The 17,806-nt window shown below is 52.6% G+C and carries 14 protein-coding genes; 2 read left to right on the top strand and 12 right to left on the bottom strand.

Annotated features, from left to right (window positions below):
* Positions 1-162: 162 nt before the first annotated feature.
* Positions 163-1,611 (bottom strand): D-alanyl-D-alanine carboxypeptidase family protein, encoded by a 1,449-nt coding sequence (locus tag MCJ35_RS09895; protein ID WP_240299462.1) that lies wholly within the window; start codon positions 1,609-1,611, stop codon positions 163-165.
* A gap of 212 nt (positions 1,612-1,823) precedes the next feature.
* Here MCJ35_RS09895 and MCJ35_RS09900 point away from each other — a divergent pair, with 212 nt between their 5' ends.
* Positions 1,824-2,732: an AEC family transporter gene (locus tag MCJ35_RS09900; RefSeq protein ID WP_025487263.1), complete on the top strand. Its 909-nt coding sequence runs from the start codon at positions 1,824-1,826 to the stop codon at positions 2,730-2,732.
* Here MCJ35_RS09900 and MCJ35_RS09905 read toward each other — a convergent pair.
* From MCJ35_RS09905 to MCJ35_RS09925, 5 genes are all read right to left on the bottom strand, one after another.
* Positions 2,701-4,875, bottom strand: a complete 2,175-nt coding sequence (locus MCJ35_RS09905) for a transporter substrate-binding domain-containing diguanylate cyclase (protein ID WP_240299463.1) — start codon at positions 4,873-4,875, stop codon at positions 2,701-2,703. The two genes, MCJ35_RS09900 and MCJ35_RS09905, sit on opposite strands and share 32 nt — an antisense overlap.
* Positions 4,876-5,112: 237 nt before the next feature.
* Positions 5,113-6,012: a dihydrodipicolinate synthase family protein gene (locus tag MCJ35_RS09910; protein ID WP_008725945.1), complete on the bottom strand. Its 900-nt coding sequence runs from the start codon at positions 6,010-6,012 to the stop codon at positions 5,113-5,115.
* Between the two features lie 23 nt (positions 6,013-6,035).
* On the bottom strand, positions 6,036-6,920 hold the full coding sequence (gene garR / locus MCJ35_RS09915) for a 2-hydroxy-3-oxopropionate reductase (protein ID WP_008725947.1): 885 nt from the start codon (positions 6,918-6,920) through the stop codon (positions 6,036-6,038).
* Positions 6,921-7,092: 172 nt separating this feature from the next.
* On the bottom strand, positions 7,093-9,015 hold the full coding sequence (locus MCJ35_RS09920; RefSeq protein ID WP_025487261.1) for a sigma-54-dependent Fis family transcriptional regulator: 1,923 nt from the start codon (positions 9,013-9,015) through the stop codon (positions 7,093-7,095).
* A gap of 30 nt (positions 9,016-9,045) precedes the next feature.
* The gene (locus tag MCJ35_RS09925; protein ID WP_329602482.1) at positions 9,046-9,921 is read right to left on the bottom strand and encodes a DUF368 domain-containing protein; all 876 of its coding nucleotides are present in this window, start codon (positions 9,919-9,921) and stop codon (positions 9,046-9,048) included.
* A gap of 143 nt (positions 9,922-10,064) precedes the next feature.
* Here MCJ35_RS09925 and MCJ35_RS09930 point away from each other — a divergent pair, with 143 nt between their 5' ends.
* Complete coding sequence (locus tag MCJ35_RS09930) at positions 10,065-10,958, top strand: MBL fold metallo-hydrolase (protein ID WP_025487259.1); 894 nt, start codon at positions 10,065-10,067, stop codon at positions 10,956-10,958.
* Positions 10,959-11,024: 66 nt separating this feature from the next.
* On the opposite strand, the gene MCJ35_RS09935 is transcribed toward MCJ35_RS09930, so the two are convergent.
* The 6 genes from MCJ35_RS09935 to ftsY form a co-directional block, all read right to left on the bottom strand.
* Complete coding sequence (locus MCJ35_RS09935; RefSeq protein ID WP_025487258.1) at positions 11,025-12,719, bottom strand: ammonium transporter; 1,695 nt, start codon at positions 12,717-12,719, stop codon at positions 11,025-11,027.
* A 269-nt stretch (positions 12,720-12,988) separates the two neighbouring features.
* Positions 12,989-13,282 (bottom strand): hypothetical protein, encoded by a 294-nt coding sequence (locus MCJ35_RS09940; protein WP_008725957.1) that lies wholly within the window; start codon positions 13,280-13,282, stop codon positions 12,989-12,991.
* A 32-nt stretch (positions 13,283-13,314) separates the two neighbouring features.
* Entirely contained in the window at positions 13,315-13,884 is a 570-nt protein-coding gene (locus MCJ35_RS09945) for a hypothetical protein (protein ID WP_025487257.1), read from the bottom strand.
* A 25-nt stretch (positions 13,885-13,909) separates the two neighbouring features.
* Positions 13,910-15,490 (bottom strand): ClC family H(+)/Cl(-) exchange transporter, encoded by a 1,581-nt coding sequence (locus MCJ35_RS09950; RefSeq protein ID WP_025487256.1) that lies wholly within the window; start codon positions 15,488-15,490, stop codon positions 13,910-13,912.
* A 19-nt stretch (positions 15,491-15,509) separates the two neighbouring features.
* Positions 15,510-16,742: a threonine ammonia-lyase gene (gene ilvA, locus MCJ35_RS09955; RefSeq protein WP_025487255.1), complete on the bottom strand. Its 1,233-nt coding sequence runs from the start codon at positions 16,740-16,742 to the stop codon at positions 15,510-15,512.
* A gap of 77 nt (positions 16,743-16,819) precedes the next feature.
* Positions 16,820-17,764, bottom strand: a complete 945-nt coding sequence (gene ftsY, locus MCJ35_RS09960; protein ID WP_008725965.1) for a signal recognition particle-docking protein FtsY — start codon at positions 17,762-17,764, stop codon at positions 16,820-16,822.
* Between the last annotated feature and the right edge of the window lie 42 nt (positions 17,765-17,806).

Consider the following 17,806-nt stretch of genomic DNA (forward strand, 5'->3'; position numbering starts at 1 on the left):
ATTCATGCCTGTACCCGGTCTGTCAGGCCAAAGACACTGAATGAGACGCAGACAGACATTTTCATCTGCCCGCGTCTCATTCCAGCATATTATCCAGTATCCTGTCTTTTCATCCGTGCCTTTTGGCATGACTGCGCACCCATTCTTTGGACGCTGCTTCAGTCAGCGCATGTCGCGCTGCTGTCTGCGCTCTTCCAGGATCCGTTCAAAATCCTCTTCCGTGAACCCGATATCAGCCAGCCTCTGTCTGCGTTTCTCGCGCAGCTGGCGCTGGCGCTCACGCTCTGCGTCCCGGCGCTTTTTAAGCCAGAGCCAGCTCCCTGCAATGACCGCTGCCAGGCAGAGGACTCCAATCCCAGCCATGAGAAGGGGGGTGGGCAGTTTGAAGCCAGGGGCCTCCTGGCCCGTTCCATCCCCGGACGGTTCTGTTCCCGCAGGGGACTCCCCTTCCGAAGGAGGGGCAGCCGCGTCCACGGACTGGGCCCTTGTGGTGAACAGCCATCCCTCGCCTATCTTCCTTTCGTTATAGGTATAGACCAGTTTTGCCACGGCCTCCTTGGGATGGTCCTTTGGCAGTTCCGTCACCAGTTCCCTTTCAGCATCCGTGAACCCGGCCTCATTGGGAATGGTGATGACGGCCGTCTTATCGATATAAAGCTCAGACGGCTGATATGTCTCACCGCCAATGGTGACCGGCGTATCACCTGTCACGTATTCTGTCTCATTATCAGCTATGTTGACATTCTGGAACCGGGCAAAGCCGAAATCCAGAATGGTCTTTGTGTCTGAGTAATGGGTTTTCTGGGTGCTTCTTAAGGTGACTGCAATCTCTCCCCTGCCGCCGCGTCTGGCATAGGTCACAAGGGTCTGGCCTGCCTGGGAGGTCCAGCCCGTCTTTCCAGCCACGGCGTCCGGATAATACTCCACGCTGTTCTCGTCTTCCGTGATCAGAAGCTTATGTTCCATGGAAAATGTCCTTCCATCCGGATTGTTGATGGTAGCCGGGATGGATGCCTTCCTTGTGGAACTGATTTCTAAAAGCTGCTGGTTCTGGAACGCGGCCCTGGCAATCAGGGCCATGTCATAGGCGGACGTGCGCTGGGTGTCGTCATTCAGCCCGGAAGGGTTGGCAAAATGGCTTTCCTGGCATCCCAGGTCCGCCACCTTCCGGTTCATCATGTCCACGAACCCGGAGCGGCTGCCCCCGATGTATTCCGCCAGGGCATTGGCCGCCTGGTTGGAGGACTGGAGAAGCATCACATAGAGGCATTCGCGGACGCTCAGCACGTCCCCTTCCTCCAGGGCCAGCTTGTTGCCGCTTCCAGACTCCACGTTGTATACTGCATCATGGGAGAAGGTAACCTTATCGTCCAGATCATCACAGTTCTCAATGACCACAAGGGCGGTCAGCAGCTTGGTGATGCTGGCGGGGATCTTCTGCTCATGTATGTTCTGGGCAAAGAGCACAGCCCCCGAATCCATATCCATGACAATGCCTGCTTCCGACTGCACCCCTGTGTCCGTGGGCCAGTCAGGCCTTGCAAAAGCGGTTATGGAAGACATGGTTAAGACCATGATTAAACTTACTATGATGTATGATAAGCGACGCATATGTACCTCTTCTATATTTTAAGAATCAAACAGCCTACCCATGATTATATTTTAATCCGGGTCCCCTGTCAATCAATTAAAGGTCCTATTAAAATTTCTTATCCTATCTCTCAAAAAAACTTATTGGCTTTCCTGCATGAACTGAGGTATACTCTTATACGGTATGCAATGACAGAGCATGCCGATGAATGATACCGCGGAGGACCCACATCATGGATAGTTTCACAAAAATGCTGAATGCCCAGCTCATCCTTTTAGTTTATATGGCAGTAGGAATGTACTGCATGAAAATACATCTCATTGACCAGGATACCAAGAAGAAACTGGTGGACCTGATTCTTAAGATAACCCTTCCCTGTATGATCTTCAATTCCTTTAACAAGCCCCTGACCCCCCAGATCCTGGTCCAGACCGCCATGATCCTGGCAGTGGCGTTCTGCATCTCCATCCTCTCCTATCTGCTGGGAAAGGTAATCTACAACAGATATCCCCAGGACAAGAAAAGCATCCTCCAGTACTGCACCCTGGTGAATAATTCAGGTTTCCTGGGAATGCCCATGGTATCCTCCGTATACGGGGCAGACGGATTGTTTGCAGCGTCCATTTTCATCATCCCGAACCGTATCTTCATGTGGACCGCAGGACTTGCCGTGTTCACCACCGCCGACTTTAAGACAAAATGCAGGAATATCCTGCTGAATCCATGTATCATCACCGTATTCCTGGGCCTGGCGCGCAGGATCAGCGGTTTCCCTGTCCCCGGTTTCCTGGACACTGCCATCGGCAACATAGGCGCTGTCACTTCCCCGCTGTCCATGATGGTGATCGGCACCATGATGATTGGCGTCCCATGGAAAAAGTTACTGGAGCCCAGCCTCTTCTACCTGGCCTTCATCCGTCTCATAGCCCTGCCCATGGTGGCGCTTCTCATCCTTAACAGCATCCGCGTGGAACCAATGCTGGCAGGCGTCTCACTGATCCTTACCGGTATGCCGGCAGGCAGCACCAGCGCGCTTCTGGCAGCCAAATACGGGGCCGATGAGGACTACGCATCCCGGTGCATCGTGACGACTACCATCCTGTCCCTGGTCACGATTCCCCTTCTGATGCTGTTTCTGTGATGTGATACCAGTTCTTACCGCTGTCCTTTGCAGCATACAGGGCAGCGTCTGCTTTCCGGAACATTTCCTCATAAGGCATCTGACCGCCTTTGGCAAGTACGATTCCCATGCTGCAGGTGGCATTAAAGTCAGGATTCTCCTTAAGGGCCGTGTAAATCCGTTCTGCCGACCTTGCCACCTGCTCCTTATCCTTTACCCCTGACATGAACAGCATGAATTCATCGCCGCCGATCCGGCCCGCTATATCGTCCTGGCGGATGCAGCCCTGAAGGGTGGCGCCGAAGGCTTTCAGCACGGTATCGCCTGCCTGGTGTCCCCGTTCATCGTTAATATGCTTAAAGTCATCCAGGTCCAGGATGAAGAGGGCAAGGTTCTTTCCATCTGCATCCTCAATGCAGGCACGGCAAAGTTCCTCTGTGGTGGTTTTATTTGTAAGGCCTGTCAGCTGGTCTGTCTGGGCTTTGCGGCGCAGGAGCTTCTGCATGGCAATGGCTGCCTTCAGTTCCTCATTCTTTTTCTGCAGGATCAGGTTCTGCAGCTTCTGGTGCCTGCTGTCATAGCTTATGAAAATGATTCCCATGACCATAAGCGATATGGCTATGACCGTGACCGCGAACTGTACCGGATAGGTGCGCACAAAGTAACTGAACCCTTTGCGTTCCCCGGCGGACAGGACGGTCCTGTAAACCGCCTCATCAACGGGACTGGAACCGGCCTTGGCAATGGTCTTTGAGAGGACATGGACTAACAGCGGGTCCGCCTGTTCCGTCACTGCCATATATACCGAGGCACTGGCCGTGCTTCCATCCACCACCAATAGCCTGGCGCCCAGCATGTTCCTGTCCGCTGAAATCTTGATTGAGGAAACCATGGCACAGTCCGCTGTCCCGTCCTCCACTGCCTTCAGGCAGTCCTCCGGAGTCCCAAAGGTCAGTACCTCCCACAGTGGGTATTTCTTCTTCAGCAGTTCCATCAGGCCTTCCGCCTGTCTGACCACGGCAATCCGCTGATGGGCGGAAAGGTTCAGCGCCTCATCCCGCTTGCCCACCAGACTGAAGCTGCAGCTGTAAAAAGGCGAGGTATAGGACAGGCCTTCATCATCACTGTCCAGACGGTTCCTGAATATACTCATGATTACCTGGGCATCTTCATCGGCAATGTCATCCTTAAGGGAACTGCCTGAACTGCCTGGAACGAAATCAAACCGAAGGCCGCTTATCTTCCCAAGGTATCTCATATAATCCACAAATGCGCCCCTGCACGTTTTAGAAGGCCTGTCATACCATTCAAAGGGATAATCGTCAGGCGAAATAAGCACGGTCACCGGGCCGCTGCCTTTGATGAATTGGATTTCCTCACGGGTGAACTCCGCAAACTGGCCTTCCATGTCCCCGTAATATTTGTCATAGAGGGAGGCTGAGTAGTAGGGATTTTCAATAAAAACCTGTTTCAGCGCCTGGTCCAGCTGTTCCATCAGGTCCGGCCGTTTCACCGAGGTTATGAAATAAGCCGGCATATAGTCAATCTTGGCCAGCAGCTTCTGATTGACATTGAACTCCATGTTGCCGTTTATGATGGCATCTACTTCTTCCCTGTCCAAGGCATTGAGAAGCTTTGTACCGGTGTCATACAATACGGTTTCATAGGTAAAACCGTGGCTTCCCGCATATTCCTCAAACAGGCCGTTGAGATAATTGCCCTTTATCATGCCCACACGCATACCGTCAAATCCGGCGTAATCATCATAATACAGACGGTTGTCCGTCCTGCGCCCCACAAGTGCAACGAAATCAAAGCAGCATTCGTAGCTGCTGAACAGATAATCCCTGGCCCGCTCCTCACTGTACTCGGCCGGAAGGAGAAGTTCAATCTCCCCTGTCTTAAGCATCTTAAGGCACTCTTCCCATGAGGCCTGTACATACTCGTATTCCCATCCCGCATATTCCGCTATCTTATCCAGGTACTCTGCCCCATAGCCATAGGCACGGCCGTCCGGATTCATCTGGATAAAGTTCCCAATATCCACACAGCCCACACGTACCTTGTCAGCGGCCCTGGCCGGAAACAGGAACAAGGCACTGATGGACAGTGCCAAAAAGACAGTTAACCATATATATTTGATGTATCTCCCACACTCCCTCATACCGCCCACCCAGCATGTTATAATTTTTTCTCTAAATCATTAAATAGATTATAACATGACACCAGGGGGGATGCCAGTATTTCATACAAAAAGGCATAAAATAACAGTCTGTCAAAGTGAACAGGGACAGCAGACAGGCCGTCAGCTATGTAACCAGCGCTGACGGCCTGTCTGCATTTAAACTATGGAGTAATCAAATCCGCACCAGGCGGTGGTAAATAATCAGTAAATAGCCGGTCAGATAAGGCCTGCACCCTTCATCTCAGCCTTAATCCTGTCCAATACAGGACCTTCGGGAGTTGCCAGGTTGGGCGTATAGGGAAGCCCGATGTTCCTGCCCCTTAAGTTAGCCATATCCTTGGCTGCCACAGGGAAGCTTGCGCCGTCCATGGAAAGCCTTACGGGATTCAGCTTGAACTGGGCTTCCAGGGAACCGGCAAGGTCACCTGCAACATACTTGTTGTACACATCCACTATCAGCTCAGGCATGAAGTTGGCTGCGGTACAAACCCCGCCCACGGCGCCGTGGCACATAGATGCATATAACAGGGTATCCTTTCCGCCAAATACCTTGAAGCCTGTGTCACGCGTCCTGCGGATGAATTCAGATGTCTGGGTGATATCGCCGCTGGTATCCTTCATTCCCACGATATTGGGGATTTCGCGGGCAAGACGCTCTACCAGCCTGGCGGACATGGTATAATTGACACGGCCCGGATTATTGTAAAGCAGCACAGGGGTCTCCGGCACAGCCTCCGCAATGGTCTTAAAGTGGAGGAACAGCTCGTCTTCCGTGGGCTTTAAGAACATGGGCTGGAGTATGGAGATACCGGCAGCGCCATTGGCGGCAGCCATTTTCGCAAGCCTGCAGCATTTCTTAGTGCTGATTGCACCGATGCCGAAGTATACGGGAACCCGTCCGCCGGCCTGGTCAATCATGATCTTCAAGCCGCGCTCCATCTCATCTTCTTCAATCATATAGAACTCGCCGTTGCTGCCAAATGCCAGGATGCCCAGCACGCCGCCGTCAATCACATAATTAACCTGGTCTCTTAACTTAGCCTCATCAATGAATTCGTTCTCATTGATCGGGGTGAGGATGGGGACAATGACACCCTTGATAAAATCTGTATTCATGACGCTTCTCCTTTTAGGCCTGATTATGACTCTACTGTGGTATTGGCAATCTTCTCATAATACTTGACAATGCTGGAATGGTCTTCTTTCTCATAGCCGTCTGCTTTTAATCCCTGCATGATTTCCATCAGCTGTCCTGTTAATGGAACCGGTGAACTGATTGCATGCGCAGCGTTCAGGGCATTGTTCAGGTCCTTGATATGCAGTTCGATGCGGAATCCCGGCTTAAAGTTCCTGCTAAGCATCATGGGAGCCTTTGCATCCATGACAGTGGAGCCGGCCAGTCCGCCCCTGATGGCCTGGTATACCAGTTCCGGGTCAGTGCCTGCCTTCTTGGCAAATGTAAGCGCTTCAGATACAGCCGCAATGTTGACGGCAACCACGATCTGGTTCGCCAGCTTGGCCACATTGCCGCTTCCCAGCTCGCCCACGTATACAACTGAGCCTGCCATTACCATCAGCATGTCATAGTACTTGTCAAACAGTTCCTTTTTGCCGCCTACCATGACGGACAGTGTTCCGTCGATTGCCTTTGGCTCCCCGCCGGATACAGGGGCGTCCAGCATGTCAATGCCCTTCTTGGCCAGCTCAGCGCCAATGGCCTTGCTCTCGGTTGGGTCGATGGAACTCATATCAATTACAACCGTGCCTGGCTTTGCGCCGTCGGCAACGCCGTTCTCACCTAATACAGCCGCACGCACATGTGGGGAGTTGGGAACCATTGTGATGACGACCTCACACTGCTCTGCAACCTCCTTACCGCTGTTCACTGCAGCAGCGCCGCATCCAACTACTTCGTTCACAGCGTCCTTATTAAAATCAAAAACAACCAGTTCATAACCAGCTTTTAATAAATTCTTGCTCATTGGCTTTCCCATGATGCCTAATCCGATAAAACCTACTTTCATCTCGTTACCTCACCTTTCAGATTCAATTATTAGTGACTTGTCATTGTGAATGACCTATGACCACATTATAGCGGAGCCTGCCCTTTCCCACAATTGGCATTGTCAATGAAAAAGGCGGCTTTTTTTATACAAGCCGCCCATTGTTTCAAATATGATTTCATAATTGAAATATTTATTTCATTTTTGTCTCAAAAGAATCAATACCATACTTCTTCATCTTCCTCCAAAGGGTTGCCTTGCTGATGTTAAGGCTGTCAGCGGTCCGTTCCCGGTTCCCGTTAAACCTTCCAAGGGCCTGGCGTATGAGCCGTTCCTCTTCCCCGCGGATGGGTCCTGACAGGCCTGAAGCAGCATCACCATCCTGTGTCTGTCCGCGGTCCGGGTACAGCTGGTCATGGAGCCTGCGTACCATTATCTCGTCGATACTTCTCTTTTCCGCTGTCAGCACCAGCCGGTTCATATAGGTTTCCAGCTGCAGGCGGTTGCCTGGCCAGTCATATTCCATGAGGCATTGAATGGCGCCCCTGGTCAGCACATGGTATCTTGCATATTTGTCACAGCATTCTTTTAATAATGCCTCTGTCAGGAATTCCATGTCTTCCGGGCGTTTCCTTAAGGGCGGGACACACAGCATCAGCCCGCTGATCAGATACAGCAGATCCTTCCTGAACCCGCCTGCCCCGGCCAGGTCCCATAATCCCTTAAGGTCCATTGTAGTGGATGCCATGATTCGGACATCAAAGCGTACGGTCCTGGCAAAATCCCTGCTGCTGCCGGTTTTATACCGTATGAGCTGGTACAGGCCGAACTGGTTGGACAGGGACATCTGTTCCACGTCTTCTATATAGATGGTGCCCTGGTTGGCCAGGAATACGGCGCCCTTGTCCCCGAAGATTATGCTGTGCTGTTCTGTTTCCGAAAGCCCGTTGCAGGAAAGGGAGAAAAATGCCCCGTCATTATATAACCCTGCATTGTGCATACTCTCTGCCAGCAGTCGCTGTTCCGTTCCGGTCTCCCCGAGAATCAGTACAGGCAGTCCTGACTGGGAATACAGCCTGGCCAGATGTACACAGTCCTGCATTGCTTTTGATTGCTGCAGGACGGACTGGAAACATCCCCTGGCAATCAGGCCGTGGTGCTTCAACTGCCCCTCCGCCACGGCGCCCTGCCGGTCCCTGGTCTGTCCCTGGCGCTTGACTTTATGGCAGGTCAGGATTGCGCCTTCTGTCTCATCCCCCACCCTGACCGGTGCCAGGATTGCAAAAACAGCAGTGCTGCCCGCCTGCATGAAGGAGGAATAACTCTCCTGCTTTCCCTCCAGTACCTCTGTCAGCTTGCCGTGGTCAATGTCCTTAAATACATCCTCCATCTTCCTGCCGGCCACCTGTCCCCCGTCCGGTCCCAGGATATCCTTCATCACAGGATTCACGGCAGTGATCACGCCATCCTTGTCCATGTTGACCACGCCGTTAAAGGAGTAATCCAACAGCGCCTCAATCTGGGCATTGCTCCTTTTCTCTGCCCCCATGGCAAAGTCCATGCTCTCCGCCATGGCAAAGGCGGTGCGCAGGGAATCCTCTGTCATGGACAGGAACAGGGACGGGCATCCGGCTTCCTTCGCAGTCCCCACAGCCACATCCCCGCCAATCACCAGGTCAGCCCCCTCCTCAATGGCCAGCCTGGACTGTTCCTTAAGCCCTGCGCCGTTGGAGGCAAAGTAGGTCCTCAGCCTGATATCATAGATGCTTTCAAAGTATGACATGTCACAGAACATGTTCTTCACGCCCACCACCGCGATGACCGGCATGTCCCTTCCCACAATCTGTTTTGCCTTCACCACAAGAAGGGCCATCTCCTGGGCCGTGACAACAATCTCAACCACGGGTATGTCCGTGTACTGCTTGATGACGGAGGCCTGAAGGCCCCTGGCAATCAGGATGGAGGCCCCTGCCGCAATGGCTTTCCTGGCCTCCACCACGGCATTTTCAGTCTGGATGACGCGCATGTCGCTGATGGCATACTTTTTTTCCTGAAGAATATTATGGGCCTGGTAAAGCATTTCTTCCCTTGGCACCAGAAGGACAATCTTTCCCATGCATCCCCCTCCCGTCTGATGGATATCTGTTTACTTCTCCAACCTTGTCTTTAACAACTCCAGCCCGGCCAGGATCAGGCCGCCAAGCAGGAAAAACAGTATGCTGAAGGTCTGAAGCCCCAAAGGCTCCATGGGTACATCCAGGGTAGTCGGCCCCTTGGTAATGGCATACAGCGAACCGATCATCAGACCCAGGATGGCGTAGATGGTCTGGGAACGGTAACGCTCCAGGCACATTTTAATGATTTTGATGATTCCCACAATCCCGGTGATGACACCCATGCCAAACACGAACAGGATGGGTACGTAATTCAGGTTCATGTGAAGCAATTCCTTCACAGCCCCGATAATGGGCACATAAATGCCGAATATGAGAAGCAGCGTGGAACCGGATATGCCGGGCAGCACCATGGCGGTGATGGCCACCATGGCAGTGAGGAACACATAGGCCACCAGACCCATCGACAGATGTTCCACCGAGACATTAATGCCCTGTCCTCCCGCCGGATTAAAATAGGAGATGCAGAACACCAGCCCAATGCCGAGAACCGTGAACACCAGGTTCCCATATCTTCCCCGGATGGAATCCTTCTCCTCCCGTATGACCATGGGCACAGCAAAAAAGGTAAGTCCCATGAACACGGAACTGATTTCATATATATGTTCCTGGAACAGTCCCGACAATACAAGCACGGACAGGCAGAATCCGGCCACCCATCCCACGCCTAATTTAAAAAGAAAGAAGAATGCCTGTTTCCTTCTGGCATTGTCCTTTCCCATCAAATCATTTAACGAGTTAATGAACTCATCATAAAATCCAAGTAGAAAAGCAATGGTTCCGCCTGACACGCCCGGCACGCTGTCCGCCATGGCCATACAGAACCCTCTGATTCCGTTTAAAAGCACACAAATTCCCTCCTGTCGATTTCTCCCCACAATTATACATGAAATATGGGGAATTTCAAGTAAAATATAAACCTGTATTTCATTTTTCCCTTTTATGTGATATCATAGTGCTAATTTAACTCATAAAAGCAAGGAGGTATAGTATGTATGAACTGATACAGACAGGCGCCAGGAGCTTCTATATTAACTGCCCTGCCAAAATCGGCGTATTTAAGATTGATGATACCCGGATATGTCTGATTGACAGCGGCAGTGATAAGGATGCCGGAAGGAAAGTACGCCAGATCATGGACCGGGAAGGATGGAGCCTGCACGCCATCGTCAACACCCACTCCAATGCAGACCACATCGGCGGCAATAAATACCTGCAGCAGCAGACCGGCTGTAAGATTTACGCCAAAGGCGTGGAGGCGGCATTTACAAGCCATCCCCAGCTGGAACCCGCTTTCCTGTACGGCGGCTATCCCTTCAAAGACCTGCGGCACAAATTCCTCATGGCCCCGGAAAGCCAGGTATGTGACATAAGCGCCATGGAGGAGGATACGGCGCTTTCGGAACTGGAAATCATCCCGCTGCCGGGCCACTTTTTTGAGATGATCGGAGTGCGGACCCCGGACAGAACCGTTTTTCTGGCAGATTGTCTCAGCAGCCGGGCAACCCTTGACAAATACAAGGTATCATTCATCTATGATGTGTCCTCCTACCTCCAAACCCTGGACCGGGTCATGGAAATGGAAGCCCCGCTTTTTGTCCCGGCCCACGCCGAAGCCACGGACAGCATCAGGGACCTTGCCATATACAATAAACAATGTGTCCATGAAATTGCCCTTAAGCTGCTGGACATCTGTACCATTCCACAGACCTTTGAATCCATCCTTAAGATGGTTTTTGATGATTATGGCCTGACCATGAGCTTCCAGCAGCATGTCCTGGTAGGTTCCACCATCCGTTCCTACCTTTCCTGGCTGAAGGACGAAGGCAGGCTTACTGCATATGTGGAAGGAAACCGGATGTTCTGGTCGGTATCCGAGGAGTGAGAAGGCGCAAAACAGGCAGGGGCTGCACAACCCAAGGTCATACAGTCCCTGCCTGAATGCAATCCCCTATTCGCCCTGGAGCGCATCAAAACCCTGCTCTCCCGTCCGCACCTTAATCACGTTCTCAACATCATATACGAAAATCTTCCCATCTCCGATATTTCCCGTATAAAGGACTTTTCTGGCAGTTTCAATCACCTCGGACACAGGAACCTTGCTTACGACCACCTCCAGCTTCATCTTTGGCAGGAAGGCCACTTCCTCCACCTTAATGCCCCTGTAGTAATTGACATGGCCCTTCTGGGTGCCGCAGCCCATGACCTGGGTAACCGTCATCCCGGTCACGCCCAGCCCCGACAGGGCATCCTTAAGCGGGACGAACCTGGCCTGGTTAAACACCATGACAATCTTGGTCAGCTTTGTTGTACCGGACACTGGTACGGAGGCTGGGAAATGTTCCACTGCAACAGCCTTCTCAACGGACATATCACGTGTATCTTCTTCCGTTTCCTTACCCGTGAATACCATTGGCATGAAGTCCGCATAAGAACTGGAAAGGTTGTGTTCGGTTGCATCCAGCCCCTTTGTCTCCTCTTCCCTGCTGGCGCGCAGTCCGATTGTCTTCTTCAGCACGGTAAAGGTAATGGTCATGGTTACCGCGACCCAGACAATCACTGCCGCCACGCCGATTAGCTGTATACCCAGGAAATGAAAGCCTCCCCCGTACACCAGTCCGCCATCCGCTGCAAACACTCCGGTCAGCAGGGTGCCTGCGGCGCCGCACATCCCATGGACCCCGATGGCGCCCACCGGGTCGTCAATCCTGCACACCTTATCAATGAACTCAATGCCGAATACAACCACAAAAGCAGCGATCAGACCAATGAAGAATGCGCCGGCCGGCGTTACCAGGTCACAGCCGGCCGTAATGGCTACCAGACCTGCCAGGGAACCGTTCAGTGTCATGGATATGTCCGGCTTCTTATAACGCAGCCAGGTGATGATCATGGTTGCAACCGTTGCGGTTGCGGCAGCCAGATTGGTTGTCACGAAAATATTTCCGGCTGAATAAACAGATGCGTCATTATCCATGGATACCGTGGAACAGCCGTTAAACCCAAACCAGCAGAACCAGAGGATGAATACGCCCAAGGCCCCGAGCGTGAGGCTATGGCCCAGGATGGCGTTGGGTTTTCCGTCCTTATCATACTTTCCGATACGGGGACCAAGGATTTTGGCTCCCACCAGCGCAGCCACGCCCCCGCACATATGTACTGCGGTTGAACCTGCGAAATCATGGAAGCCCATCTGGGCCAGCCAGCCGCCGCCCCAGATCCAATGCCCGGATATAGGATATACAACCGCGCTGATGACAGCGCTGTAGATGCAGTATGATATGAATTTCGTGCGCTCCGCCATTGCTCCTGAAACAATGGTTGCTGCTGTTGCACAGAAAACCGTCTGGAAAATCAGGAAAGCCGGAAGGGGAACACCGGAAGGAAGGATACTGCTGTAATCACCCCTTACCAGGGGGTCAAATCCTCCAATCAAGGCGCCTGCCCCGCCAAACATGATGCCAAATCCGGTAAGCCAGAACAGCGGGGTGCCGATGGCAAAATCCATCAGGTTCTTCATGATGATGTTGCCTGCATTCTTAGCTCTTGTAAAACCGGTCTCCACCATGGCAAAGCCTGCCTGCATGAAGAAGACAAGGGCTGCGCCCAGCAAGACCCAGATTGTGTTTACTGCTGAAAATTCCATAGAATGTTCCTCCTTGAGTTTTGTAATGGGGATGTCTGAAATACAAAAGGGTGTATTGCCGCCGGTACCTGACGATTGCAATACACCCCTTTGTGTACTCTGTTACTCACGTAAGAACAGGAAAAGCGCCGGGTGTTAAGCACCAGCGCTTTTCTTTATGTGGCTTATTATAGTGTCCCATGTTTTAAAAGTCAACCACAAATAAATATTTCGTTAATAAATTATAAAAAAACCATAAAATATATCCTATTTTCAGCAAAACGCAGAAATCATCTTCTGCTTGCAGCTTTCCAGCGGCTGGCCTGGGCCACAAACTGTTCATTCAGCCAGTCCACGCCTTTGGCGATTCCATCCGCGTCAAATTCCAGGAGGATTTTTTCTTTCTCCTCTTTTGGGGTAGCATCGTATCCATATGGCTCCGGCCACACGCAGACACCCAGCTTAGGCTTTTCCTCACCTTCCACCTCTGTCTTTTCCATCCGGAAACGCATTCCCTGATGGCTGCCCGTAAACTTTTCCTTCTTCAGGAAATTAACAGGCATGAAATCTTTTAATTCCAGCATAATACACACCTGCCTGTCTGAAGTAATCGGGATTATTTCTCGTTCTCACCCAGTTCTGCCAGGGTGAGTGCAAGGCTGCTGATATCCCCGTCCTCCACCTGGCTGGCCGTGTAAAGGGTGTATTTCGTACTGCCCCATTCCCAGGCAGCCAGACGTCCGCCGCTTTCCGTGGTCTTGATCTGTATCTCAGCCGTCTGTCCGCCGCTTCCGGCTGTTTCGGTCAGGACGCCGTCCTTAAAACGCTCAAATATTCCAGCAAAATCCTCTGCCGTATCCGATGCCCGGTAGGTATACCCTATATCATTGAAGGTGAAATGGATATCAGCCACCTCTCCGTTAATAATAAAATAGGACGGCTCCACTGCTTCCTTTGGCAGCACCATATGAACCCCGATTTTCTCAAAGGCCAGGACATTGTCCACCTCCTCCATGGGGTTGGGTATGCCCGCATTCCCAGTGGATTCCTCCGCCCTGGCAGACGTCTCAGCCGGCGTGGCTTCGGTTGGCGCAGGTTCCTTGCCTGCACACCCGCCAATTATGCATGATGCCAGCACTGCAGTGAGCAGGACTGCCCTTTTACCGGTCTTCATATAAAAATCCATATACATTCCTCCCTTCGATGCAATCTTAATTGCGCTCCAGCCCAACTGTCTCACAATACTCCTGGAGGGTCCGGTGCAGCTGGCCTTCTGAAGTCTCATCGCACAGTACGACAATCTTATCCCCGGCACGCAGGACCGTATCCCCCCTGGGTACGAACTCGGCGTCGCCCCGCATCAGCGAAACCACCAGGCAGGTCCTGGGCCATGCAATGGCAGCCACCTTCTGTCCTTCGGCGGCGCTTCCGTGATAAATCATTCCCTCCACCAGGACCTTTTCCCCTGTGAGCGTGGCCTTCTTATCCGGGTTCTGTTTGGCCAGCAGACGGTGTAACAGCTGGTCATATACCGGCGCACAGCGCAGGATATCAGGCACCAGATAGGCTGCCAGGGACACCATGGACAGGGTCAGCAGGTGTGAGAAAGAACCTGACATCTCGCTGATCAGGATGATTCCTGTAATGGGCGCCCTCACAATGGCTGAAAAGTACCCGGCCATGCCAAGGATGATGAAGTTGACCAAAAGCCCTGAAAGCGACGGGCTTAAGGGTTCCGCCAGACGGTAATAGATGCTTCCGATGATGGCCCCCAGCACCAGCAATGGCAGGAATATGCCTCCCGGCGCCCCGGAGCCGAAGCTGACCATGGAGAAGCAGAATTTGACCACCAGCAGAAGACAGAGGGAACCAAGGACAAAATCACCGGCAGACATCTCTTCCACCAGCGCATGCCCGCCGCCCAGAACGCCGCGGTACAGAAAGCCGAACACGCCTGCAAGAAGGAAGGGTATCAGTACCCGCACCAGGCGCCAGGGAATCCTCTCGTACAGGTCCTGGGTCTTTGACAGGACCGTGTTGTAGACCACTCCCATGGCCCCAATCAGCACACCGAGAAGTAGCACATGCCCGTAAGTGTTCAGGGGCATCATGTGGGTGATGGTAAAGGTAAATACAGGTTTCAGGCCAAATACGTTCCTGGATACAAAGTCGGATGTGATGGAGGCCGCCATGGAGGATAACAGCAGTTCCGGTGAAATGTGCTTATGTACCTCCTCCAGGGAGAACAGGATACCTGCAATGGGTGCGTTAAAGGCAGCTGAAAGGCCCGCGCTGGCCCCACAGGTGATGAGCAGCTTCTCTTCTGTCCTGACCCTTTTTGTCAGTCTTGAGAATCCTTTGGCGGCCATGGCCCCCAGCTGGATGCTGGGGCCTTCACGGCCAAGGGACAGGCCGCATCCAAGGGACAGTATCCCGCCGCCCAGCTTGGCAAGCAGGACCCGCCACCAGCATTCGTCAATCTCGCCTATGATCTCGCCTTCCACCTGGGGTATGCCGCTTCCCGAGATCAGGGATTCCCATTTAAGCAGCCCGGCCACCACAAAGGCTGCCGCTGCCAGGATAAGGAACCAAACCGGGATGAACCAGGTGTTGGCCTTCCCGTAATCCAATATGGCATTTAAAAGTGTATCCGCATATCCGATCAGATACCTGAAAGCCACCACCACCGCGCCTGCAATGGCACCCACTGCCACTCCTTCCAAAATCAGTTCATAGCGAAAACTCCGGTACCTGTTGATTGTATGGGTAACCGTATGTTGTTCCGGCTGCATGATATTTCCCCCCTGTATCTTACATCTCGCTGTATGTGCCTTTGAACTTAACCAGCTTTGGACGGTAGCCTGCGCCTGTCAGCGCGGCAACAATCTGATTCTTGTGTTCGGTGCCGAACGCCTCCATGGTGATGCGCAGTTCCACGGCAGCGTTCCGGTTGATGCTGATGAACTGGTTGTGTTCCAGCTTGATGATGTTGCCCTGTTCCCTGGCAAGCAGGGAGGAAACCCTGGCCAGTTCGCCCGGCTTATCAGGAAGCAGCACGGAGACAGTGAATACCCGGTCCCTCTGAATCAGGCCGTGCTGTACAATGGAGGACATGGTGATGACATCCATGTTGCCTCCGCTTAAGATGGAAACAATCTTCTTTTTCTGCACATCCATGTGCTTCAGCGCGGCCACGGTGAGCAGCCCTGAATTCTCAACTATCATCTTGTGGTTCTCTACCATGTCGAGGAAGGCCACAATCAGCTCGCTGTCATCAATGGTGATGATATCGTCCACATTTTCCTGGATATAGCAAAACAGCTTCTCACCCGGCCGTTTGACCGCGGTGCCGTCCGCAATGGTATTGACCTCGGGAAGGGTGGTCACCTGGCCCTGGCGCAGGGATTCCTGCATGCAGTTGGCTCCTGCCGGTTCCACGCCGATGATCTTAATCTTGGGATTGAGAAGCTTGGCCAGGGTGGAGACGCCCGTACACAGGCCGCCTCCGCCGATGGGGACTAATATGTAATCCACGGTCGGGAGTTCTTTGATGATCTCCATGGCAATGGTGCCCTGTCCCGTGGCAACGGCCAGGTCGTCAAATGGATGGACAAAGGTCAGGCCCTGCTCATCCGCCAGTTTATAGGCATAATCACAGGCCTCATCAAACACATCCCCCTCCAGGACCACCTCGGCGCCGTAGCTCTTGGTACGGTTCACCTTCATGAGGGGGGTCGTGGTCGGCATCACCACCGTTGCCTTGACGCCGGCCAGCTTGGCTGCATATGCAACGCCCTGGGCATGGTTGCCGGCTGAGGCGGTAATCAGGCCCTTTGCCTTCTCCTCCTCATTCAGGGTACTGATTTTATAATAAGCGCCCCTTACCTTGTATGCGCCTGTATACTGCATGTTCTCCGGCTTAAAGTATACCTTGTTGCCGGTCTGGGATGAAAAATATTCGCTGTATACAAGTTTTGTTTCTGTCGTCACTTCCCTTACAAGGTCGGACGCCTCCTCAAATTTCTCCAGTGTCAGTTCTTCCATAATCAGTCCTTCTTTCCCTTTAATATCCTTTACTATATCACGTCAATTCATTAAATTCAAGGATGGATTGGGCGCCATTACTCTGCTGTCTTCCTCTGTACGTTGAAAAGTGCATTGACAAAATCGTCTGCATTGAACTTCTGTAAATCATCAATCTGCTCGCCGATCCCAATGTATTTGACCGGAAGCCCCAGTTCAGACTGGATGGCAACCGCGATGCCGCCCTTGGCCGTGCCGTCAAGCTTGGTCAGTATGATGCCTGTGATATCAGCCACCTCCATGAACTGGCGGGCCTGTGCCAGGGCGTTCTGTCCCGTGGTGCCGTCCAGGACCACCAGAGTCTCCCTGTATGCATCCGGATATTCCTTGTCAATGATCCGGTTGATTTTCCTGAGTTCCTCCATCAGGTTCTTCTTATTGTGGAGCCGTCCCGCCGTGTCACAGATCAGCACATCCGCCTTCCTGGACTTGGCGGCAGCCACCGCGTCATAGATGACGGCCGCAGGGTCAGAGCCTTCCTGCTGGGCAATGATGTCCACCCCGGCCCGGCCCGCCCATTCGGTCAGCTGCTCGATGGCAGCCGCACGGAAGGTATCCGCCGCCGCCAGGATCACCTTGTGTCCTGAATCCTTAAGCTGTCCGGCCAGCTTGCCCACGGACGTGGTCTTGCCCACGCCGTTGACGCCGATGACCAGGACCACGGACTTCCTGTGTTCAAACTCATAGGCGTTCTCGCCCAGGTCCATCTGCTCCTTGATGCTGTTTATCAGAAGCTCCTTGCATTCCTCCGGCTCCTTGATGTGCTGCTCCTTTACCTTGGCCCTTAAATCCTCCACGATGGACATGGTGGTCTGGATGCCCAGGTCGCCCATGATCAGGGTTTCCTCTATCTCCTCATAAAAGTCGTCATCAATGGCGGAAAATCCGCTGAAGATAGAGTCAATTCCAGATACGATATTGTTGCGGGTCTTGGCAAGTCCTTCTACCAGACGTCCGAAAAAACCCTTTTTTCCCTCAGCCATAACCTTTACTCCTTATCTGTCATATCAATTTATCAATCATCA

Source organism: Enterocloster sp. OA13, from assembly GCF_022440595.1.
Classification (GTDB): Bacteria; Bacillota; Clostridia; order Lachnospirales; family Lachnospiraceae; genus Enterocloster; species Enterocloster hominis.

Coding starts and splice junctions, on each gene's coding strand:
- ilvA (WP_025487255.1), bottom strand. CDS start 16,742: ATGGAAGAACTGACACTGGAGAAATTTGAGGAGGCGTCCGACCTTGTA.
- garR (WP_008725947.1), bottom strand. CDS start 6,920: ATGAAAGTAGGTTTTATCGGATTAGGCATCATGGGAAAGCCAATGAGC.
- MCJ35_RS09920 (WP_025487261.1), bottom strand. CDS start 9,015: ATGGGAAAGATTGTCCTTCTGGTGCCAAGGGAAGAAATGCTTTACCAG.
- MCJ35_RS09940 (WP_008725957.1), bottom strand. CDS start 13,282: ATGCTGGAATTAAAAGATTTCATGCCTGTTAATTTCCTGAAGAAGGAA.
- MCJ35_RS09950 (WP_025487256.1), bottom strand. CDS start 15,490: ATGCAGCCGGAACAACATACGGTTACCCATACAATCAACAGGTACCGG.
- MCJ35_RS09905 (WP_240299463.1), bottom strand. CDS start 4,875: ATGAGGGAGTGTGGGAGATACATCAAATATATATGGTTAACTGTCTTT.
- MCJ35_RS09910 (WP_008725945.1), bottom strand. CDS start 6,012: ATGAATACAGATTTTATCAAGGGTGTCATTGTCCCCATCCTCACCCCG.
- MCJ35_RS09900 (WP_025487263.1), top strand. CDS start 1,824: ATGGATAGTTTCACAAAAATGCTGAATGCCCAGCTCATCCTTTTAGTT.
- ftsY (WP_008725965.1), bottom strand. CDS start 17,764: ATGGCTGAGGGAAAAAAGGGTTTTTTCGGACGTCTGGTAGAAGGACTT.
- MCJ35_RS09895 (WP_240299462.1), bottom strand. CDS start 1,611: ATGCGTCGCTTATCATACATCATAGTAAGTTTAATCATGGTCTTAACC.
- MCJ35_RS09930 (WP_025487259.1), top strand. CDS start 10,065: ATGTATGAACTGATACAGACAGGCGCCAGGAGCTTCTATATTAACTGC.
- MCJ35_RS09935 (WP_025487258.1), bottom strand. CDS start 12,719: ATGGAATTTTCAGCAGTAAACACAATCTGGGTCTTGCTGGGCGCAGCC.
- MCJ35_RS09945 (WP_025487257.1), bottom strand. CDS start 13,884: ATGGATTTTTATATGAAGACCGGTAAAAGGGCAGTCCTGCTCACTGCA.